This window comes from Tateyamaria rhodophyticola (assembly GCF_047777875.1).
Taxonomy (GTDB): Bacteria; Pseudomonadota; Alphaproteobacteria; order Rhodobacterales; family Rhodobacteraceae; genus Tateyamaria.
In genome coordinates this window covers 509,458-530,462 of sequence record NZ_CP180519.1, presented here as the reverse complement: position 1 = coordinate 530,462, position 21,005 = coordinate 509,458, and the positions used below count along the sequence as shown (strand labels likewise).

Here is a 21,005-nt window from a genome sequence, read left to right as displayed (position 1 = left end):
CTCCTACCACATCTTGTGGCGATGCTATGACCCAGCCATATGACGCGGGGATGAAATTTGAGTTACAGCACCGTGACGGTGTTGACGCGCAACACCTGTCGGCGTACCCCATCCCCAGTGGCGATTTGTAACCGGATTGCGGGCCACCCCCGGCACCTGCCAAGCGCAGGTGAGCCAGGAAAACACCGCTAAAAGGTCAGGATGAAAGCCCCCCTTTCGCTTGACCGCGTCTGGGGGTTTTTTGTGGCCTGACCCCGCCTTCAGGCCCGCGATGGAGACGATGATGAGCGACAACTGGCATCCCCGCACCCGTGCCGTGCACGGTGGTGTGCGCCGCAGCCAATATGGCGAGGTGAGCGAGGCGATCTTTCTCACCCAAGGGTTTGTTTATGACAGTGCCGAAGCAGCGGCACAGCGCTTTGAACAGGCGGGCGAGGACGAGTTCATCTATGCCCGCTACGGCAACCCAACGGTGGCCATGTTCGAGGACCGGATTGCCGGTCTCGAAGGGGCGGAGGATGGCTTTGCCACCGCGTCCGGCATGGCGGCGGTGTCGGGTGCACTGATGTCGATGCTCAAGGCGGGCGACCGTGTGGTGTCGGCGCGCGCGCTGTTCGGGTCCTGCCTCTATGTGCTCGAGGATATCCTGACGCGCTACGGGGTCGAGGTCGAGTTTGTCGATGGCACCGATCTGGACCAATGGCGGGCCGCGATTACGCCGGGCACGCGGGCGGTGTTCTTCGAATCGATCTCGAACCCCACGCTTGAAGTCGTGGATATCGCCGCTGTTTCCGAACTGGCTCACGCCGCCGGGGCTACGGTTCTGGTCGACAACGTCTTTTCCACGCCGGTCTATTCCAATGCCCTTGCCCAAGGGGCAGACGTCGTCATCTATTCCGCGACCAAACATATCGACGGACAGGGGCGGACGCTGGGCGGCATCATCCTCGGGACGACGGAGTTCATTCGCAAAACCGTCGAACCCTACATGAAACACACGGGCGGTTCGATGTCGCCGTTCACGGCCTGGGTTCTGCTCAAGGGGCTTGAGACGCTGGATTTGCGCGTGCGGGCACAGACGGCGTCCGCGCTGGCATTGGCGGACGCCCTGCAAGGGCACGCGGCACTGGCCCGCGTGCTCTATCCCGGCCACCCGAGCCATGCGCAACACGCGCTTGTGGGCACCCAAATGGGCGGCGCGGGCGGCACCGTCCTGTCGCTGGATCTGGCAGGCGGGCAGGGGGCCGCGTTCACCTTTCTGAACGCGCTGACCATTCCCGTCATCTCCAACAATTTGGGCGATGCCAAGTCGATCCTGACCCATCCGGCCACCACCACGCACCAGCGTTTGCCACAGGATCAGAAGGATGCGCTTGGCATCACGCCGGGCCTCGTGCGCATGTCCGTAGGGCTGGAGGATGCAGGGGATCTGATCACCGATGTGATGCAGGCTCTGGAAAAAGTTCAATAAAAGCAATATAATGCACGCTGCATGTGCAGCATGTCGCGTGCAAAAATCTGGAGGTTTTTATCATCCATGTTTCACCATCACACGTAATTGTATGTGTGATTGGAAATGTGTGGGCCGGGACATATCTTTGGACCACACGCAAAAAGAAAGGGGGGCTACTTTATGAACATTCATACGCCCACATTGACGGCAATACCCGAACGAAATGAGGCAGAGGCGGCGCTTGAGCTGCTGCGCCGATGGGCCAAACAGGCCTCGACAACCGAAATCATCGAACTGGATCCGTCCGTTGCGCGGCTCGTTCCGGGCAAGGCTGCGGATTATCCGTCGTTCAACCGCGAATACCCTGAGGATTTCGCGGTCGATGCGGCCTACAAGAACACGCTGCCCGACCTGCAAAACGGCCCATCGAGCCTGATCAAAGGGGCAAACCAGCAAATCCAGCACGTCGGCATCTCGAACTTCCGCCTGCCCTTGCAGGTTGCGACGCGGGACAATGGCCCGCTGACGCTCGAGACGTCCGTGACCGGCACCGTCAGCCTTGAGGCTGACAAGAAGGGCATCAACATGTCCCGCATCATGCGGTCCTTCTACAAACATGCCGAAGCGGAATTTTCCTTTGGCGTGATCGAAGCGGCGCTGGATGATTACAAGGCCGACCTCGAATCCTTTGACGCTCGTATCCAGATGCGCTTTTCCTTCCCAATGAAGGTGGAAAGCCTGCGTTCTGGCCTCTCCGGTTATCAGTATTACGATATCGCGCTGGAACTGGTGGAACAGGCGGGCGTGCGCAAACGGATTGTGCACCTTGATTACGTCTATTCCTCCACGTGCCCCTGCTCGCTGGAGCTGAGCGAGCACGCCCGCGCCACCCGTGGGCAACTGGCGACGCCGCATTCGCAACGCTCCGTGGCGCGGATTTCCGTGGTTGTGGACGAGGATACAGACACCGTCTGGTTCGAAGACCTGATCGACGCCTGCCGCCGTGCCGTGCCAACCGAGACGCAAGTCATGGTCAAGCGTGAGGACGAACAGGCCTTTGCCGAGCTGAACGCCGCCAACCCGATCTTTGTCGAGGATGCCGCGCGCCTCTTCTGCGAACAGCTGCTGGCGGATGTGCGCATCGGTGATTTCCGTGTGGTCGCAAGCCATCAGGAAAGCTTGCACAGCCATGATGCCGTTTCCGTGCTGACCGAAGGCGAGACCTTCGCCAATGACAGCATCGACCCGCGCATGTTCGCGACCCTGTTTCACGTCGGCTAAACCAGGCAAAACTCTACTGAAAAGGCGCGGGACACCCTCCCGCGCCTTTTTTTACCGGCCATTTGCCGTGCGCAATGCTGCTATGCAGCATCGTCTGTTGTCATCGCGCGCCTCAGGGCACATGTTGCGGGCACAAGGGAGGAACAGCTTTTAACCGCAAACTTATGCGAGGTGTTCCAATGGCTTACACAGCTACACAACAAACCACATCGGTCTGGGCGTCGATCAAAGACTTCTTTTCCATGGTCGGCGAAGCGATGACAATGTCCGCCGCTGCCGAAGTACGGATGCGCCGCATCGATGCGCTGAACGCGAAAACGGACGCGGAATTGGCCGAAATGGGCCTGCGCCGTCAGGACATCGCATCTTATGTGTTTCGCGACCTGATGTACTGCTGAAACCACGCATGTCCCGGCACCTTTCGCCGGGGCTTGCTTGACATGGCTCCGCACTGCCTCCAACGCTGCGACGCATGGACCTGCGCCCCGTCGGATATGTGATTGGACTGCTGGTCGCCGTGCTGGGCGCGGCGATGCTGTTGCCGATGATCGTGGACCTCGCCGAAGGGCGGGGGCATTGGTACGTCTTTGCCGAAAGCGCGCTTTTGACGCTGGTGATTGGCGGCGTACTGTCGCTCAGCTGTGCCAATTCCGTGCGCGAGGGGCTGACCATCCAGCAGACCTTTCTGCTGACCACGGGCGTGTGGCTGGCCCTGCCGGTGTTTGGCGCGCTGCCCTTCTGGTTCGGCGCCACCGAAGCTGCCTATGTCGACGCGTTTTTCGAGGCGATGTCGGGCCTCACCACGACCGGCTCCACCGTGTTGTCGGGGCTCGAGGAGCTGCCCAAAGGGCTGCTCTTGTGGCGCGGTATCCTGCAATGGCTGGGCGGTATTGGTATCATCGTTGTCGCCATGGTGTTCCTGCCTGAACTGCGGGTCGGTGGGATGCAGATTTTCCGTACCGAAGCCTTTGATACCTTTGGCAAAATCCTACCCCGCGCTACAGAAATCGCCAGCCGCATCTCGGTAATCTACATCGCACTCACCCTGATCTGTGCCTTGGCCTATATCGGGGCGGGCATGGACGCGTTCGACGCAACGGTGCACGCCATGACCACCATCGCGACGGGCGGTTTTGCCAATTACGACGCCTCCTTTGCCGCCTTCGGTCCGGCCGCGTCCTATGTCGCGTGCCTGTTCATGATCCTCGCCGCGCTGCCCTTTGTCCGGTTCGTGCAGCTGAGCGCGGGCACCGCGCGCCCGCTCATCCACGACACCCAGATCCACGTGTTCCTCATCACTGCCCTGTCGGTTGTGACTCTCATTGCGCTGGCCAACATGATCCGCACCGAAACCGTGACCGAAGCCGGGTTCCGCGCGGCCCTGTTCAACACCGTGTCTCTGATGACCGGCACCGGGTATGCCAATGCCGATTACATGCAATGGGGCGGGTTCGCGGTGGCGGTTCTGTTCTTTACCGGCCTCATCGGCGGCTGCGCGGGCTCGACCGCCTGTTCGATCAAGGTGTTCCGCTACCAGCTTCTCTTTGCCTCGATCAAAGCGCAGCTGCAAAAAACCCGCAGCCCCCATGGCATCTTTACCCCGCGCTATGCCGGGCGCCCGGTGGGCGAGGACGTGCTCAACTCCGTCATGTCGTTTTTCGTGTTTTTCGTCGTGACGCTGGGCGTTTTGTCGGTGGGCCTCGCGCTCACCGGGCTGGATTTCATCACATCCGTGTCCGGCGCGGCCACGGCGCTGGCCAATATCGGCCCCGGCTTTGGGGATCAGATCGGCCCCGCGGGCAATTTCGCGGGCCTCAACGACACGGCCAAATGGCTGCTGTCGGCGGCCATGCTGATCGGACGGCTTGAGCTGATGGCCGTCTATGTCATTTTCACCGTCGGTTTCTGGAGAGCTTGAATGCAACGACCCCTTGGCGCTCAAATCTCGCACATGCTCAAGGCGCGCGGGGTGGATGTGATCTTTGGCATCCCCGGCGTGCACAATCAGGAAATGTACCGAGGCATCGAAGAGGCGGGGATCACCCATGTGCTCGCGCGCCACGAACAGGGTGCCGGGTTTATGGCCGATGGCTATGCCCGTGCCACGGGGCGTCCGGGCGTGGCCTACGTCATCACCGGGCCGGGGCTGTGCAACATCATGACCCCGATGGGCCAGGCCTATAGCGACAGTGTGCCGGTGCTGGTGATCTCCTCCTGTCTCGGGGACACCGTGTCCGAACAGGGTCAATTGCACCAGATGCGCGATCAGGAGGCCGCCGCCGCCACGGTGTCCGACTGGTCCGAAACGGCCCGCACCCCGCACGCGGCCTACCAGCTTATTGATCGTGCCTTGGCCGAGTTTCAGCTGGACCGCCCCCGCACCAAACATATCAGCGTCACGATCCCCGCGCTTGAGGCGCAGGCGCCGCCCCCGCCGCTCGTACCCGTCACGACCATCGGCAAACCGTATATCCGCCAGACGGAACTCCATGAATGCGCCCGGTTGCTGACCCGCGCGCGCCAGCCCTTGATCATCGTGGGCGGGGGGCATCGCGGGTCGGGCATCATGATCGAAAGGGTGGCCGAGCAAACCGGCGCTGCGATCTTCACGACCTATGCGGGCCGCGGCCTCATCCGCGATGATCACCCGCTGTATTTCGGCGCGTCCCTCGCGCGCTCGTCCAGCGCCGATATCATCGCGCAGGCCGATCTCGTGCTGGCCGCTGGCACCGAACTGGCCGAGGTTGATCTGTGGCGCAAGGATCTGGGCCATGACTGCCCGATGATCCGGGTCGATCTGGACCAGACCGTGCTGAGCGATCGCCACGGAGCCAGCTACCGCTACAAGGTCGACGCATCGCAGTTCTTTGCTGCGCTGCAACACGAGACAAAGGACGCGACACCGGCCGTCCGCTGGCGCGCGGACGCGGTGGCCGCACAGCGTGCGGCATGGCGCGCCGAGGTTGAGGTTGAGCGCCCGGGCATAGCCTCTGTCTGCGACGCCCTCCGCGCCGCCTTGCCTGACAAAACGATGATCTACTCGGACATGACCCAGTTTGCCTACACGGCGAAAGAGGTCTGGCCCATGGCGCATCCGCACCACTGGCATCACCCGAGCGGCTTTGGCACGCTGGGCTACGCGGTGCCTGCCGCCATCGGCGGCGCGGTCGCCCGCCGGGACAGGCCCACACTGGCGATCATCGGCGATTACGGCTTTCATTACACCATGGCCGAACTGGGCGTTGCGGTCGAACTGGGCCTGCCCCTGCCCATCATCCTCTGGGACAACGGCAAGCTCAAGGAAATCGAAGACAGCATGACCCGCGCCCAGATCGCACCCAACGCGGTGATCGCGCGCAATCCCGACTTCTGCAAACTGGCGGAGGCTTTCGGTGCGTACACCGCCGCGCCCGCCTCACTGCAAGAGATGCAGGAGGCGGTCCGCACGGCCTTTGCGGCGGACGGCCCGACCCTGATCTACCTCACGCCCGGGATCATGGAGCGCGCCGCGCCCTCCGCCGCGCACGCCCCTTCTTCTGGCTGAAAATACCACGGGGTCTGGGGCAGAGCCCCAGTCCAGCGGTCACATCACATCTTTGGACCCTGGGCCTGATACACACCGCCCCATGTCTTGGTCGCGATATAGGTCGGGCAGCCGGGCTTGGCCGTGTTGATGATCAGAAACCAGACCGTTTCACCGGGACGGCCTGCGCGGCTGTATTCGCACCCCGCCGGGTTGGTCCACCATTGCCCCTGAAACGAGGCGGGCGGGGTTGCGACGCTTGCGGCGGCGGCAACAGGCATGGCGATTGCGGCCCCGAGGGCCATGGATTTGAATGCGGATTTGAACATGACGACACTCCAGTCACTGATAACGGTCAGCGCCCCCACGCCTCACCCGCATCAATGTCCCGCGCGCCGTTAAAAAGGCCTTAATGGCCGCCTGCGAACTGCCTACAGTTTTAACCTTTGCTCAGTCCCAGCAGCTGACCAATACGGTCATGCCGGTGGCCGCCGCGGTCAGGTCGATGGGGTTGATCGCCGTGCCGCTGTCGGTGTTGGCCGCCGCCATGCCCGCCTGCGCCAGCACGTCCTGCAACGCGTCCCGATCGAGGGCAAAGCTCACGCCATCCGGCAGGGCGCGCCCGGTATCTGGCGCGGGCAACAGCATGCCCAGCACACCGCCCCCCGCATCCAACACCGGACCGCCCGCATCACCCGGCAGCGCGTTCAGCGCCAGCCGCGCAAGCTCGCTCTCGCCCTGCAAGCCCTTGAGGTCGCTCAACGTGCCAAAGGTCATCGACGGCGCGCCCAGGACCCCTTCATAGCTGTACCCGGAGGCCGCCACTTCGGAGGTCAGGCGTGGTGTCGCCGCGCTGAACCGCGCCACGGCCAACGGCGCCAGCCCCGCGCCGGGGCGCAGCACCGCCACGCCGCGTGCCGCATCCCGCAGCAGCACATCGGCCTCGACCTCGCCGTCGATCGTGATGCGCGAACAGCTTTCGACGGCTTCGGTTGTGGTCAGCACCGTGCCCTGGCTATCGACGAAAAAGCCCGACCGCGACAGGCGCGGTTTGCGCACGGCAAGCCCCGCCACCAGGTCAATCGACTGTTCGTCGGCTCCGGCCTCGGGCGAGATCGTGCCACCGAACCGCACAAGGCTCTTTTCCATCTCCGCCACCAGGCGCGTCCGCCGGTCCTCGTCGCCCGCAGGCCAGATCAGGGTAAAGCCCTTGATCTGCCCACCCTCCAGACGCACCCGCGTCTCCGACACACGCTGCGCATCCTCGCCCTTGAGGGTAAAGGACCGTTCGCGCCGTTCGCGCGGACCATCCAGTGGTACGATGTCAAGCGTCTGCATGATGTCGTAAAGGCCAAACATCGTCGTCTGGTCGCCCGCCTGGCTGATCAACAGCACCGTGGCGTCGATATCACCGGTCGCGGTGTAGTGGGCAAACGGGTATTCATATTTGTCAAACGCCACCACGGCGGATGGCAGCGCGATCTCGATCCCCGCCGTCTCGTCCCGCACCACCTGCAGGCCCAGATCGTCCAGAACGGCGTTGTAGTCCTTGAGCAGCACGGCCCGCTGTGCGGTGGTGAGGATGCCCGTGACGTCAAAGCCCTTCTGCTCCTGCCACGCGGCCATCGCATTGCGCGTGCCGCGCCCGAACGCGCCATCGATTGCACCGGCATAGGTGCCCGCCCATTGCAGCGCCACTTGCAACGCCTCGCGCTCGGCGCGGTCCAGCGCGCGTTCAGAGCGTTGTGCCTCCGCCGGGGTCTCATCGGGTGGGGACGGGGCCTGCACTGCGGGTTCGGGCGCTGCGGGCGCGTCAACCGATGGCGCAACCGCCTGCGGTGCGGCCACGACGCCGCGGTCCAGCACGTTGGCCCCGATGGGCCAGAACTGCTGGCGAAACGCAGAGCTGAGCGCGATATAGCTGTCGCGCGGGATCACCCCTTCGGCGCGGTACACCCGCAGCACCTGTTCGGCGTCGTCGCGGGCATAGGGGCCAAGGGCAATCCCGTACCACCCGCCGCCCAGCGAAAATCCGTTCACATCCGGCAGTTCGGCGGCAAAGGCCTGTGCCCGCGCGGTCGCGTCCGCAAGGTTCGGCTGCGCCTCGACCTGGACCCAGACGACTTCGTCCTGCGCCCATGCAGCGCCCGCCAAAGCCCACAGCACAGCCCAAAGGGCCACCACCCGTTTCAACATTACCCGTATATCCCCTTGATCGGCCTGAAGGCTCTGATGTTCGCGGCACGATAGCCCGGATCAGGGGGCCTTGAAAATGGGGGAAAACCGGAGGTCCTTACCGCCTCGCGCGCAATTGACCATCCCCGGGCACCGCCGTAGGTAGGGCGCGCATGTCTTCTGCCCGAAAAGGCCCCGTTCCATGACCCAGACGCCCCAGCCCCCCCGGTCCTTTCAGGAGATCATCCTGCGGCTCCAGACCTATTGGGCCAGCAAGGGCTGCGCCGTGCTGCAACCCTATGACATGGAAGTGGGCGCGGGCACGTTTCACCCCGCCACGACCCTGCGCAGCTTGGGCACCCAGGCCTGGGCCGCGGCCTATGTGCAGCCCTCGCGGCGACCCACCGACGGGCGTTATGGCGAGAACCCGAACCGGCTCCAGCATTATTACCAGTATCAGGTGCTCATCAAACCCTCGCCGCCCGACCTGCAAGAGCTGTATCTGGGCAGTCTCGAGGCTATCGGCGTGGACATGGCCCTGCACGACATCCGCTTTGTGGAGGATGACTGGGAAAGCCCGACGCTCGGCGCGTGGGGTCTGGGCTGGGAAGTGTGGTGTGACGGCATGGAAGTGTCGCAGTTCACCTATTTCCAGCAGGTGGGCGGGCATGACTGTCATCCGGTTTCGGGTGAGCTGACCTACGGGCTGGAGCGGCTCGCGATGTATATCCTTGGCGTCGATCACGTCATGGACATGCCGTTCAACGATCCCCAAACGCCCATCCCGCTGACATACGGCGACATCTTTAAACAGACCGAAGAGGAATACGCCCGCTGGAACTTTGACGTCGCCAACACCGACGTCCTGCTGCGCCAGTTCGAAGAGGCCGAGGCGGAATGCGAAAAGATCCTGAGCCAGGACCATGTCGACCCCAAAACCGGCAAACGCATCGTGATGGCGCACCCGGCCTATGACCAGTGCATCAAGGCGTCGCACATGTTCAACCTGCTTGATGCGCGCGGCGTGATCTCCGTCACCGAACGCCAAGCCTATATCGGTCGCGTGCGCGCGCTGGCCAAACAATGCGCCGATGCCTTCGTGCAGACCCGCGCAGGCGGGTGGACGCCGGAGGACGCAGCGTGACCGACCGCGTCATTCCCACGGCCACGCGCCCCAAACCCAAGGGGCTGTTCGAACAGGCCATGGCGCTTGGCCGCCATCTGCCCGGCACGCCCGGCCACATCTGCTATCGCAAACTCAAACGGCGGCTCTGCGCGAACCTGCCCGACACGTTCGGCGCCGTGCTGGCCGATACCCGTGCCGGGGACCTCTGCATCGACCTCGGCGCCAATGTGGGCGACATCACCCGACAGATGGCCGCCACCGGGGCCGATGTGATCTGCTTTGAGCCGGACCCGGCCGCCTTTGCTGCGCTCGAGGCGAACACCGCCACGCTTTCCAACGTCACGCTGCACCCCAAGGCCGCGTCCACATCCGACACCCGCATGATGCTGCGCCGCTCCACCAATTGGGAGGACGAAGATGCGTTGTCACATACCGTCGCCTCGTCCATCGCGCGCGTTGACAAGGACATGAGCGACGCGCAGGGCGTCATGGTCGACGTCGTCGATCTGCCCGCGTTCCTGCACGCGCTCGACCGCGACATCCGCATCCTGAAAATGGACATCGAAGGCGCGGAATGGGACCTGCTCCAGGCGCTGCTGGATCATCCGGTGCTGGCGCGCATCGACTGTATCTTTGTGGAAACCCATGAACGCTATGACCCAGTGCGCTGCATCCCCCTGTTCGAGCGGTTGCAGGACCGCGCCGAGGCGATGGCGCGCCCCTATATCAACCTCTACTGGGTCTGACGCATCATGAGCGGAAAAGTAATCGGGATCGTTCTCTTGCTGAGTGGCATCATCGCAGGCGCTGGCCTCTACTATCTCCAGATCTACGGGTTCTACACCGAAGTGGCCGCAACCGATGGCACGGATGTGCAATTGGTGTCCGTGGTGACGGACGCGCCCGAACCGATCCCCTATTCCGCGTTCGAGGCCATCGATGCCGAAAGCTCGCCCATCCGTTACCGCGCCTGCTTCCGCACCGACCTCAGCCTCGCACTGCTGAGTGAGACCTATGTGGGCCTCGACGCGCTCAGCCCCCGCAACGCGCCGGGCTGGTTCGACTGCTTTGACGCCGAAGCCATCGGTGCCGAAATCAGCGCGGGCACCGCGCTCACCTTTCTGGCGCAAAAGAACATCCATTTCGGCGTCGACCGCGTGGTCGCCATCACCGAAGACGGGCGCGGCTATGTCTGGCACGAGCTGAACGATTGCGGCGAAAAAGCCTATGACGGAACGATTGTGGGCGAGGAATGCCCCAGACTGGACACTGAATAATGCCTGACCTGCTGATCGAACTCTTCTCCGAAGAAATCCCGGCCCGGATGCAGACGCGCGCCGCCGAGGATCTGAAAAAGCTGGTGACAAACGGTCTGGTCGAGGCGGGGTTGACCTATGCCTCTGCCGCCGCGTTTTCCACGCCGCGCCGTCTGTGCCTGACGGTTGAGGGGGTGGTGGGCGAATCGCCCACCTTGCGCGAGGAACGCAAAGGACCGCGCGCCGATGCGCCCGAAAAGGCGATCGAAGGGTTCCTGCGCGGCGCGGGCCTGACCCGCGATCAGGTCGAGGAACGCGAAACGCCCAAGGGCAATGTCCTGTTCGCCATCATTGAAAAACCGGGCCGCCCGGCGGGTGACATCATCGCCGAAGTGCTGACCCAAACCATCCGCCAATTCCCATGGCCCAAATCCATGCGCTGGGGGGCCGGGGCGCTCAAGTGGGTGCGCCCGCTGCATTCGATCCTGTGCATCCTCACGGATGAGGCCGGGCACAGCGTCGTGCCCATGGACGTGGACGGCATCATATCGGGCGACACCACCGAAGGGCACCGGTTCATGGCGCCGGGCCGCTTTGCCGTGACGGGTTTTGACGACTACGCGGCCAAGCTCAAACGCGCTTTTGTCGTGCTCGATGCCGCCGAACGGGCCGAGGCGATCTGGAATGACGCCACCAACATGGCCTTTGCCTCCGGCCTCGAGGTGGTCGAGGACAAGGGCCTTCTGGCCGAGGTTGCGGGCCTCGTGGAATGGCCCGTCGTGCTGATGGGGCGCATTGGCGATGATTTCCTCGATCTTCCGCCGGAAGTGCTGCAAACCAGCATGCGCGAGCATCAAAAGTTCTTCTCCGTGCGCAACAGCAAAACGGGCCGGATCGAACGGTTCATCACCGTGGCCAATCGCGAAACGGCGGATGACGGGGCCACGATCCTTGCGGGCAACGAAAAGGTTCTGAGCGCGCGTCTCGCTGACGCCAAGTTCTTCTGGGAAAACGATCTGCGCGTGGCGCGGTCGGACATGTCGCAATGGACCGACGCGCTGAAAAACGTGACATTCCATAACAAGCTCGGATCACAGGCAGACCGCATCGAACGCATCGCCGCGCTCGCGCGCGAATTGGCCCCCGTCGTCGGCGCCGACCCCGACATGGCCGAAGAGGCCGCCCGCCTCGCCAAGGCCGATCTGAGTTCAGAAATGGTCTACGAGTTCCCCGAGTTGCAGGGCCTCATGGGCCGCTACTACATCGCCGCCGCAGGCAAAGATGAGACCATCGCCGCCGCCGCCCAAGACCACTACTCGCCGCTGGGTCCCTCCGACGACGTGCCAACCTCCTCGGTGTCAGTAGCTGTGGCACTGGCCGACAAGCTGGATACGCTGACCGGCTTCTGGGCTATTGATGAAAAGCCGACAGGATCGAAAGATCCGTTTGCGCTGCGGCGTGCTGCGTTGGGCGTTATTCGATCAGTGCTTGAGAATGACCTGAGAATTTCATTGCGGACACTCATCTATGCATCTGCAAAGAGGTTGCACCAGAGCGCTTCTGAAAACTCTGCGGTCGCGGTTTGGGTGAAATGGTCAAATCCGACTTCAAAGATGCGGATCATAGAAATTCAGGAAGAATCCAAGACCTGGGCGGAGTCTCGTGACAACCGGAATGATCTGGTCACTTACTTCAGCGAAAGACCTTCAGATCTGAATCAAGCCCTTGATCACATCGAGAAACTGGAAAAGATTTTAGAGCATCGCCTTCCAATCGGCCCCACGAGAACGATTTCGAACTTGTTGCCTGACCTCCTCGCCTTCTTCCACGACCGCCTAAAAGTCTACCTCCGCGACCAGGGCATCCGCCACGACATCATCGACGCCTGCATCGCGATGCCGAATAACGACGACCTCACTCTCCTCGTCAAACGCGCCACCGCCCTCAGCGACACGCTCAAAACTGACGACGGCGAAAACCTAATCCAGGGTTTCAAACGCGCCAACAACATCCTGACCCAGGCCGAAGAGGCCGACGGTGTAGAATACTCCTACGGCGCGGACGAAAAATTCGCCGAAACAGACGAGGAACGCGCGCTCTTTGCTGCCCTCGACGCCGCCGAGGCCAGGATCACGCCCGCGATGGAGGCACAGGATTTCGCCACCGCCATGCAGGCCATGGCGACCCTGCGCACCCCCATCGACGCCTTCTTCGAAGCCGTCCAGATCAACGCCGACAACCAGACCCTCCGGCGCAACCGCCTGAACCTGCTCAGCCGCATCCGCACCTTATGCCTCAGCGTGGCCGATCTGACCAAAATCGAAGGGTAATCCTTCTTCTGGCCGAAAATACCACGGGGGACGGCGCAGCCGGGGGGCAGCGCCCCCTCGACGCGCGCCATACACGCAGGCGGTGCACAGCCTGTGCACGGATTGTGTACGCAAAGTGACAGCCCGAACGGGACCTTCCTTAACCCCTTGTAAGGTCACCTTGACAGACTATGCTGCGCCTCGAACAGAAGGGATGCCGCGGTGCAGAATAACCCCAATACGACGCTCGTGACGCCGGATGCCCCGATTGCGGCGGACACCCATGGGGGCCGTGCGAAATGCCTGCAACGTCTGGCGCGGCTGGACCTGCCGGTGCCCACGACCGTCGCGTTGTCCTTTGATGCCGTGCACGAGATTGCCAAGGGCCACTTCCCGGATATCGACGCAATCCTGAGCCAGTTTCCCGACGATGCCCTCCTGTGCGTACGCCCCTCCTCGGAAGACCCTGACTGGGGCGGCCCTTCGGCCATCCTCAACATCGGTATGAATGAAGACCGTTTTGCCACCTTGCGGGACGCTCTGGGTGAGGCGGCGGCCACCGCGCTCTTCACCCGCTTTGTCCAAAGCTACGCGATCCATGTGGACCGGCTGGACCCTGACATGTTCGACGACATTGAGGGCGAGGGCGACGAGGCCCTGCGTCGCGCGCTCGAAGCCTATGAATTTGAAACAGAAACCGTGTTTCCCGCCACCCGTGCCGCCCAGCTGGCGGGCGTGCTCAAATCCATGGCCCGCGCGTGGGAAGGAACGTCCGCGCGCCTGCTTCGACAGGCCAAGGGCGCGCCTGCCGATGCGGGCTTGGGCCTTGTGATCCAGCAAATGGCCTTTGGCATGGGGCGCGGCGAAAGCGGGTCGGGTGTGCTGCAACTGGTGTCGTCCAAATCCGGCAAGCCTCAGATAACAGGGCGATATCTGCGCCAGAGCCAGGGGCGCGATGCGCTGATGGGGGACGCGGCCAGCGTCTTTATCACCCGCGATCCGCGCGGGCCTTCGCTCGAGGAAATGGTGCCGGACGCCTTTGCCCAGCTTGTCGCCCACGCCCGTCTCATGCGGAAAAAGCTGCGCGAAGAAATGCAGGTCGAATTCACCATCCAGAACGATCAGCTGCATATTCTCGACGGGGTGCGCGTGGCACGGTCCTCCCGCGCGGCGGTGCGGATCGCGGTCGAACTGGCCCGCGATGGCATCATCCCCAAGCAGGAGGCGTTGATGCGTGTCGACCCGAACACGCTGAACGAATTGCTGCACCGGCAGGTCGATCGCCATGCCAAGCGCGACGTGATCGGCGCAGGTATCGCGGCCAGTCCGGGCGCTGCTACCGGGCGCATCGTGTTCTCCGCTGCCGAGGCGCAGGCCAGTGCGGCCCGGCGCGAGGATTGCATCCTCGTGCGGCGTGAAACCGCGCCCGAAGACATCCGCGGCATGCACGCGGCCCGCGCCGTGATCACGGAACGCGGCGGCATCACCAGCCACGCCGCCGTGATCGGGCGCGGCATCGGTCTGCCATGCGTGGTCGGCGTCAGCGACATGCGGTTCGACACGGCCAAGGGGCGGTTGATCGCCGAGGATGGGCGCCACCTGTCCGCCGGCGATGTTGTGACCGTCGACGGCACCAATGGTACCATCCTGCTGGGCGCGCCCGAGATGCAGGAAGCGGCGCTGGACGACGCGTTCCACGCGCTGATGGACTGGGCCGATGCAGAGCGCGATATCGACATCCGCGCCAACGCGGACACACCCGCCGATGCCCAAACCGCCAGCAACTTCGACGCGCAGGGGATCGGGCTCTGCCGGACCGAACACATGTTCTTTGAACCCGGCCGCCTCACAGTCATGCGTGAGATGATCTTTGCCGAGACCAGCGATGACCGGCGCGCAGTGCTCGAACGGCTCTTGCCCATGCAACGCGATGATTTCACGCAGCTTTTCCGGATCATGCAGGGCAAGCCGGTGTGTATTCGCCTGTTTGATCCGCCTTTGCATGAATTCCTGCCGACGGACCGAAATGGCCAGCGCGAGCTGGCCGATGCGCTGGACCTGCCGCTGTCCGATGTGTCGCGCCGCATCGCGGAAATGGCGGAGTACAACCCGATGCTTGGCATGCGCGGCGTGCGCCTCGGGATCACCGTGCCGGAGATCTACGACATGCAGGCCCGCGCCATTTTCGAGGCGACGATCGAGGCCAGCCGCGAAGGCGATGCGGTGGTGCCGGAGATCATGATTCCGCTGGTCAGTGCCAAGCGCGAAGTAGAGTTGGTGCGCACGCGGATCGACGGCGTCGCCGCTGCGGTGGCGACCGAAAAGGATGCGCGCTTTGACTACCGGCTTGGCGTGATGGTCGAGACCCCGCGCGCAGCACTCCGGGCCGGCGAAATTGCGCAGCATTGCAGCTTTCTCAGTTTCGGCACCAACGACCTGACGCAGATGACCTATGGGCTGAGCCGCGACGACGCGGGGCGGTTCATGTCCGACTATGTCCGGCAGGAGGTGTTTGCCGAAGATCCGTTCCATTCGCTGGATACCGAAGGGGTGGGGGAGCTGTTGCAACTGGGGTCCGAACGGGGCCGCGCGGCGCAACCTGACCTCACCTTGTCGATCTGCGGCGAGCATGGCGGCAACCCCGAATCAATTGCCTTCTGTCGGCAGGCTGGGTTCGATTATGTGTCCTGTTCCCCCTTCCGGGTTCCGGTGGCGCGGCTAGCTGCCGCACAATTGGCAATTGGGCACAAGATAGGCTAGTTCCTACGTCTCAAAACACAATATATAGGTATACTATCGTAGGAATACCCGCGATATCCGACGCCGAAACGTGGCCTCACCTGCCCAAAACTGGACGAAACCGGTATTTTTAACTAAATGCCCCGGATCGAAGGCGGACTGGGGGCGTTTCATGCGTCGTATGATTGCGAAGATTGCATTGGTATCGAGTGTTGCGTGCGCAGTGGCGCAGGGCGCATCCGCAGAAACCGGAGATGCGTTGCGCGCTGCCGAAGAGCGTGGCCTGCGCGCGGTGTCGGACACGCACCTGCAATCCCTGATCACGGCGCCGACCCCTGCCGCGGGCGGGGACGTGCAGTTTTCGCGCAGCTGGGTTGATGCGCAGCCCAAGGCGAACGGCGATGCGCATTGGCGCTGCCTCAGCGAAGCGCTTTATTTCGAGGCGCGCGGTGAGACGGTCAAAGGACAGTTTGCCGTGGCCGAGGTCATCATGAACCGCGTGAAAAGCGCGCGGTTCCCCGGCAATGTCTGCGGTGTGATCAATCAGGGCACGGGCAAACGGTATCAGTGCCAGTTCACCTATACCTGCGACGGCAATCCCGAACGGATTGGTGAGCCACGCGCATATTCGCGTGTGTCCAAGATTGCGCGGGCCGTCCTTGACGGTCGTGCGCCGGAACTGACGCAGGGTGCAACCCACTACCACACCACGGCCGTCCGTCCCCGTTGGAGCCGTGTCTACACCCACACCGCGTCCATCGGTGTGCACCGGTTCTACCGGCACACGTTCCGGACGGCGTCGAACTGAGCGGGATGACGTATTCGGAGGCTGCGGGGCCGTGTTTGGCCCTGTTGCCGCGCGAAACGGGCCTGTAGAAGGCGGGGACATTATCCCAAGGACGCTGTGTCATGGCCTCTGAAATCCGCCTTGCCTTTTCTCACCCCTCGGAACGGTCCGAGGCGACGGCATCCGCGCAACCGCTGGACCGGATTTCGGTACGCGATCACCTGGTCGAGGTGGAGATTGGCGCGTTTCAGGCCGAGCGTGGCGTCACGCAGCGCATCTGTTTCAACATCGTGGTCGAGGTGCGTCCGCAGACGGATGAGCTGGAGGACGATGTCGACCGCATCCTGAGCTATGACAAGGTCACGGAAGCGATTGCCTATGAACTGGCGGCGGAACGCCTGAACCTGCTGGAGACGCTGGCGGAACGGGTGGCGGATCGGATCCTGATCGAACCGCAGGCGATGCGCGTGTTCGTACGGATCGAGAAACTGGACCGGGGACCGGGCGCGTTGGGCGTCGAGATCGTGCGCAGCCGCGTGACCGCGGCACCGGTCGAAGAGGTGGTCGAAGACACGCCGCATCCCGAACTTGTGTACCTCTCGAACGCCGCCATCGCGTCCGCGCATCTCAAGGGCTGGATTGATCAGCTTGAGGCGACGGGCCGCCCGTTGATCTTCTGTGTCGGTCCGGCAGATTGCACCGCACCGCATGCCAGCCACCCGCTGGCGCAGCGTCGCATCGACCTGTTGGCGATTGAGCAGAATGCGTGGGTGCTGGCGGCGCGGGACGGGCGGTGCAAGGTGGTGGACACCCGGACCGAGCTCGACTGGGCCATGCGCAACGGCCAGATCTGCGTCTGGGCCCCGTCCAAGGTCGTGCTTGATGCGGTCGATGGCCCGTCGGTCAAAGGGGCGGATGCGGTGGCGCTCGCCTCCTGGTTCGCGGCGACTTTTGACGCGCGCGAGATGTTGGTGATCGGGGATGATGGCCCGGTCGCAGCCCCTGTGGACTTGCGTCACGTGCCGGTGGAGCAGGCAGAGCTTTGACGCGCTACACCCGTCCGATCCTGCAAGCCGGTCCGGCGCGGCCCGATGGGGCGGTGCCGTTCGGGTCGTTGTGGTTCACCCACGCCGAGGTGCTGTACCGGGATGGCCCGGCGCGAATTGTTCCGGTGCAGGACCTGACAGCGGACCAATTGGATCGCTTCAACGCACCGCGGCAAACCCCTGATCTGATGGGTGTTCTCAACGTGACGCCGGACAGTTTTTCGGATGGCGGGCAACATGCCGGTACAAAAGCAGCGGTGGCCCACGCACAGCGGATGGTTGCCGAAGGCGCCACCATCATCGACGTGGGTGGCGAATCCACGCGTCCCGGTGCGGACGTGGTCCCGGAGACCGAGGAAATCCGCCGCACGGCGCCTGTGATTGCAGCGTTGCGCGATGCCGGGATCGACACAGCAATCTCCATTGATACCCGCAAGGCCGCGGTTGCGGACGCGGCGCTCGACGCTGGTGCGACGCTCGTGAATGACGTCTCGGGCTTTACCTACGACGCAGATCTTGCGCCGCTCTGTGCGCGGCGTGGCGCGCCGGTGTGCGTCATGCACGCCCAGGGCGATCCGCAGACAATGCAGGAAAACCCAAGCTACGACAACGTGTTGCTCGACGTTTATGATTTTCTGGATGAACGGATCGCCGCGCTGATGTCCTTGGGAATTCCCCGCGCAAACATCACCGCCGATCCCGGGATTGGCTTTGGCAAGACGCTGGACCACAACCTCGCGCTTCTGAACCGCATCAGCCTGTTTCACGGTCTGGGCGTGCCCATTCTCCTTGGCGCATCGCGCAAACGCTTTATCGGCACATTGGGCAACGCGCCCGAAGCACGGGACCGCGCGCCCGGGTCCATCGGCGTGGCGCTGGCGGCACTTGCACAGGGCGTGCAGGTTCTGCGCGTGCATGACGTGGCCGACCATGCGCAGGCCATTGCACTGTGGCGCGCGTCTGTGGCACATCCGCAGGCATGACAAAGCTCTTTGGAACCGATGGGGTGCGCGGCACGGCGAACCTTGCCCCGATGACGGTAGAGACGGCGGTGCGGATTGGTGCGGCGGTTGGGCGGTATTTTCGGCGGGACGGGCACGGTGTGCACCGTGTTGTGATCGGCAAGGACACCCGGTTGTCCGGCTACATGTTCGAAAATGCGTTGACGGCGGGGCTGACATCCACGGGCATGAACGTGCTTTTGCTGGGCCCGGTGCCGACCCCGGCGGTGGGTCTGCTCACACGGTCCATGCGCGCCGATCTGGGCGTGATGATTTCAGCCAGCCACAACCCGGCGGAAGACAACGGGATCAAGTTCTTTGGCCCCGACGGGTTCAAGCTCAGCGATGCGGCAGAGGCCGAGATCGAGCGGCTGGTGGCCGATGGGGTCGCGCCCGTCGCCGCGCCCGAGATCGGGCGGGCCAAGCGGATCGACGATGGCCGCTTTCGCTATATCGAACGGGTCAAATCGTCATTCCCGCGCGCCATGCGGCTCGATGGGCTCAAGGTGGTGGTGGATTGTGCCAATGGTGCGGCCTACCGCGTGGCACCCGAGGCACTGTGGGAACTGGGTGCGACGGTCATCCCTGTGGGCGTTTCACCCAACGGCACCAATATCAACCAGGGATGCGGCTCCACCCATCCGCAGACGGCGGCAGAGGCCGTCGTGGCGCATGGCGCGGATGTGGGCGTGTGTCTTGATGGCGACGCGGACCGGGTGATCCTGCTGGATGAGCAGGGCAACGTGGCCAACGGGGATCAGTTCATGGGCCTGATGGCCGCCCGCTGGGCCGAAGACGGCCTGCTCAAGGGCGATGCGCTTGTGGCGACGGTGATGTCCAATCTGGGCCTTGAGCGGTTCCTTGAGGGGCGCGGTCTGCGCCTGGAACGCACGTCTGTGGGCGACCGCTATGTCGTGGAACGGATGCGCGCGGGTGGCTTCAACCTCGGCGGCGAGCAATCGGGCCATATCGTGATGACGGACTATGCCACCACTGGTGACGGGCTTTTGGCGGGCCTGCAGTTTCTGGCCGAACTGGTGCGCACGGGCAAGCGCGCGAGCGAAGTGTTGCACGTCTTTGACCCGGTGCCGCAGCTCTTGAAGAACGTGCGGTTTTCGGCGGGTCAGACGCCATTGGATGTGGACAGCGTGAAGGCTGCCATTGCGGAGGCCGAGGCGCAGCTGAGCGGGAACGGGCGGCTGTTGATCCGCAAATCGGGGACCGAACCGTTGATCCGCGTGATGGCCGAAAGCGAGGACGCGGCCGTGCTTGAGGCGAGCGTGCAGCACGTGGTGCAAGCGGTTGAAAACGCTGTCTCCGCCTAGCGGCTGAAGAGGCGCTTGAACGCGCCATACTGGCTGAGGCCGACACCGGCAAGGATCAGGACGAGCGCCCACAGGAGGCTGCCCGGCAGCGGCTCCGACAGGATCAGCGCGCCCAGAACCACGGACCACACCGGCACCTGATAATTCGTGATCGACATAAAGACCGGGCCCGCGCTGCGGATTACCAGAACCCGCAGGAAATTTGCGGCGGCGGTGGGGATCAGGCCAAGGAATGCGATGATGATCAGGGTGCGGGTGTCGGGCAGGGGAGGTGGTCCTTCGACCACCCATGCGGCGGGCAGGACCACCGCGGCAGAGATGAGCAAGAGCACCGTGGACAAGCCGATCGGGTCGATCGCAGGCAAGCGTCGCATCAGGATCGACGACAATCCATAGCACGCCGCCGCCGCGACGCAGGCGGCCCGGCCGAACGGTTCCATCGCGGTGCCCGTCGCCTCGAACGCCTGCCCACCCAGCAGGACGCAGACGCCGGCAAAGCCGATGATGAACCCCAACGCCTTGCGCCAGGTCAGCCGCTCTCCCGGCACCATGAAATGCGCCAATGGCAGAACGATCAGCGCGACAGACGCCATGGAGACCCCGGCAAATCCGGATGTCACGAATTGCTGACCCCAGGCCAGCAGCATGAACGGCACACCCGAACTGAGCGCGCCGATTACCGTGAGGGCCACCAGTGTGTCCCGTTGGGGGCGTGTTTGAAATAGGCGGAACCCCAACGCGCCCCAGATCGCCACCATCAGCACGCTGGCAAAGCTGATCCGGCCCGCCGCCAGCCAAAAGGGGGTCAGCCCTTCGAGCGCGAGTTCCGTGACCAGAAACGTACCGCCCCAGGTCAGGCCAAGCGTCGCCACCATCAGCCAGCTTGCGGGGGTGATTTGGGGGGAGGTCGTCATGCGCGGACCCTCGTGGATTGCGCAGGCGATGTCCATGGCCCGCAGGCCCGCGTTCCATACCTTTGTCTGC

17 protein-coding genes are annotated in these 21,005 nt (G+C 63.5%); 14 read left to right on the top strand and 3 right to left on the bottom strand.

Features of this window, described 5'->3' with window-relative positions; all coding sequences use genetic code 11:
* Positions 1-283: 283 nt before the first annotated feature.
* The 5 genes from metZ (at position 284) to ACERHN_RS03935 (ending at position 6,278) form a co-directional block, all read left to right on the top strand.
* Positions 284-1,471: an O-succinylhomoserine sulfhydrylase gene (metZ, locus tag ACERHN_RS03955; protein WP_415921346.1), complete on the top strand. Its 1,188-nt coding sequence runs from the start codon at positions 284-286 to the stop codon at positions 1,469-1,471.
* A 162-nt stretch (positions 1,472-1,633) separates the two neighbouring features.
* Positions 1,634-2,734, top strand: a complete 1,101-nt coding sequence (folE2, locus tag ACERHN_RS03950; protein WP_415921345.1) for a GTP cyclohydrolase FolE2 — start codon at positions 1,634-1,636, stop codon at positions 2,732-2,734.
* A 179-nt stretch (positions 2,735-2,913) separates the two neighbouring features.
* Positions 2,914-3,132: a hypothetical protein gene (locus ACERHN_RS03945; RefSeq protein ID WP_415921344.1), complete on the top strand. Its 219-nt coding sequence runs from the start codon at positions 2,914-2,916 to the stop codon at positions 3,130-3,132.
* A gap of 74 nt (positions 3,133-3,206) precedes the next feature.
* Positions 3,207-4,652: a TrkH family potassium uptake protein gene (locus ACERHN_RS03940; RefSeq protein ID WP_415921343.1), complete on the top strand. Its 1,446-nt coding sequence runs from the start codon at positions 3,207-3,209 to the stop codon at positions 4,650-4,652.
* Complete coding sequence (locus ACERHN_RS03935; RefSeq protein ID WP_415921342.1) at positions 4,653-6,278, top strand: 5-guanidino-2-oxopentanoate decarboxylase; 1,626 nt, start codon at positions 4,653-4,655, stop codon at positions 6,276-6,278.
* A 44-nt stretch (positions 6,279-6,322) separates the two neighbouring features.
* On the opposite strand, the gene ACERHN_RS03930 is transcribed toward ACERHN_RS03935, so the two are convergent.
* Both ACERHN_RS03930 and ACERHN_RS03925 read right to left on the bottom strand, forming a co-directional pair.
* Positions 6,323-6,586 carry a hypothetical protein gene (locus tag ACERHN_RS03930; protein ID WP_415921341.1) on the bottom strand — a complete coding sequence of 88 codons (264 nt, stop codon included), beginning with the start codon at positions 6,584-6,586 and terminating at the stop codon, positions 6,323-6,325.
* A 121-nt stretch (positions 6,587-6,707) separates the two neighbouring features.
* Positions 6,708-8,453, bottom strand: coding sequence for a serine protease (locus ACERHN_RS03925; protein WP_415921340.1), 1,746 nt, complete (start codon positions 8,451-8,453; stop codon positions 6,708-6,710).
* Positions 8,454-8,634: 181 nt separating this feature from the next.
* On the opposite strand from ACERHN_RS03925, the gene ACERHN_RS03920 reads away from it, so the two are divergent.
* From ACERHN_RS03920 to glmM, 9 genes are all read left to right on the top strand, one after another.
* Positions 8,635-9,576: a glycine--tRNA ligase subunit alpha gene (locus ACERHN_RS03920; protein ID WP_415921339.1), complete on the top strand. Its 942-nt coding sequence runs from the start codon at positions 8,635-8,637 to the stop codon at positions 9,574-9,576.
* Positions 9,573-10,304, top strand: coding sequence for an FkbM family methyltransferase (locus ACERHN_RS03915; protein ID WP_415921338.1), 732 nt, complete (start codon positions 9,573-9,575; stop codon positions 10,302-10,304). Before ACERHN_RS03920 ends, ACERHN_RS03915 begins: the two co-directional genes overlap by 4 nt.
* A gap of 6 nt (positions 10,305-10,310) precedes the next feature.
* On the top strand, positions 10,311-10,835 hold the full coding sequence (locus ACERHN_RS03910) for a DUF6446 family protein (RefSeq protein ID WP_415921337.1): 525 nt from the start codon (positions 10,311-10,313) through the stop codon (positions 10,833-10,835).
* Complete coding sequence (gene glyS / locus ACERHN_RS03905; protein WP_415921336.1) at positions 10,835-13,144, top strand: glycine--tRNA ligase subunit beta; 2,310 nt, start codon at positions 10,835-10,837, stop codon at positions 13,142-13,144. The genes ACERHN_RS03910 and glyS overlap by 1 nt, the downstream gene beginning before the upstream one ends.
* A 201-nt stretch (positions 13,145-13,345) precedes the next feature.
* Positions 13,346-15,883, top strand: a complete 2,538-nt coding sequence (locus tag ACERHN_RS03900; protein ID WP_415921335.1) for a putative PEP-binding protein — start codon at positions 13,346-13,348, stop codon at positions 15,881-15,883.
* Positions 15,884-16,034: 151 nt separating this feature from the next.
* Positions 16,035-16,670 carry a cell wall hydrolase gene (locus tag ACERHN_RS03895; protein ID WP_415921334.1) on the top strand — a complete coding sequence of 212 codons (636 nt, stop codon included), beginning with the start codon at positions 16,035-16,037 and terminating at the stop codon, positions 16,668-16,670.
* A gap of 101 nt (positions 16,671-16,771) precedes the next feature.
* Positions 16,772-17,695 (top strand): dihydroneopterin aldolase, encoded by a 924-nt coding sequence (locus tag ACERHN_RS03890; protein WP_415921333.1) that lies wholly within the window; start codon positions 16,772-16,774, stop codon positions 17,693-17,695.
* Complete coding sequence (folP, locus tag ACERHN_RS03885; protein WP_415921332.1) at positions 17,692-18,678, top strand: dihydropteroate synthase; 987 nt, start codon at positions 17,692-17,694, stop codon at positions 18,676-18,678. Before ACERHN_RS03890 ends, folP begins: the two co-directional genes overlap by 4 nt.
* Positions 18,675-20,021, top strand: a complete 1,347-nt coding sequence (gene glmM, locus ACERHN_RS03880; protein WP_415921331.1) for a phosphoglucosamine mutase — start codon at positions 18,675-18,677, stop codon at positions 20,019-20,021. Before folP ends, glmM begins: the two co-directional genes overlap by 4 nt.
* On the opposite strand, the gene ACERHN_RS03875 is transcribed toward glmM, so the two are convergent.
* Positions 20,018-20,935 (bottom strand): DMT family transporter, encoded by a 918-nt coding sequence (locus ACERHN_RS03875; protein WP_415921330.1) that lies wholly within the window; start codon positions 20,933-20,935, stop codon positions 20,018-20,020. The genes glmM and ACERHN_RS03875 overlap by 4 nt on opposite strands.
* Positions 20,936-21,005 lie beyond the last annotated feature (70 nt).

Bases quoted from the DNA above. Each gene is read 5' to 3' on its own strand.
- metZ (WP_415921346.1), top strand. From the start codon at position 284: ATGAGCGACAACTGGCATCCCCGCACCCGTGCCGTGCACGGTGGTGTG.
- folE2 (WP_415921345.1), top strand. From the start codon at position 1,634: ATGAACATTCATACGCCCACATTGACGGCAATACCCGAACGAAATGAG.
- ACERHN_RS03945 (WP_415921344.1), top strand. From the start codon at position 2,914: ATGGCTTACACAGCTACACAACAAACCACATCGGTCTGGGCGTCGATC.
- ACERHN_RS03940 (WP_415921343.1), top strand. From the start codon at position 3,207: ATGGACCTGCGCCCCGTCGGATATGTGATTGGACTGCTGGTCGCCGTG.
- ACERHN_RS03935 (WP_415921342.1), top strand. From the start codon at position 4,653: ATGCAACGACCCCTTGGCGCTCAAATCTCGCACATGCTCAAGGCGCGC.
- ACERHN_RS03930 (WP_415921341.1), bottom strand. From the start codon at position 6,586: ATGTTCAAATCCGCATTCAAATCCATGGCCCTCGGGGCCGCAATCGCC.
- ACERHN_RS03925 (WP_415921340.1), bottom strand. From the start codon at position 8,453: ATGTTGAAACGGGTGGTGGCCCTTTGGGCTGTGCTGTGGGCTTTGGCG.
- ACERHN_RS03920 (WP_415921339.1), top strand. From the start codon at position 8,635: ATGACCCAGACGCCCCAGCCCCCCCGGTCCTTTCAGGAGATCATCCTG.
- ACERHN_RS03910 (WP_415921337.1), top strand. From the start codon at position 10,311: ATGAGCGGAAAAGTAATCGGGATCGTTCTCTTGCTGAGTGGCATCATC.
- glyS (WP_415921336.1), top strand. From the start codon at position 10,835: ATGCCTGACCTGCTGATCGAACTCTTCTCCGAAGAAATCCCGGCCCGG.
- ACERHN_RS03895 (WP_415921334.1), top strand. From the start codon at position 16,035: ATGCGTCGTATGATTGCGAAGATTGCATTGGTATCGAGTGTTGCGTGC.
- ACERHN_RS03890 (WP_415921333.1), top strand. From the start codon at position 16,772: ATGGCCTCTGAAATCCGCCTTGCCTTTTCTCACCCCTCGGAACGGTCC.
- glmM (WP_415921331.1), top strand. From the start codon at position 18,675: ATGACAAAGCTCTTTGGAACCGATGGGGTGCGCGGCACGGCGAACCTT.
- ACERHN_RS03875 (WP_415921330.1), bottom strand. From the start codon at position 20,935: ATGACGACCTCCCCCCAAATCACCCCCGCAAGCTGGCTGATGGTGGCG.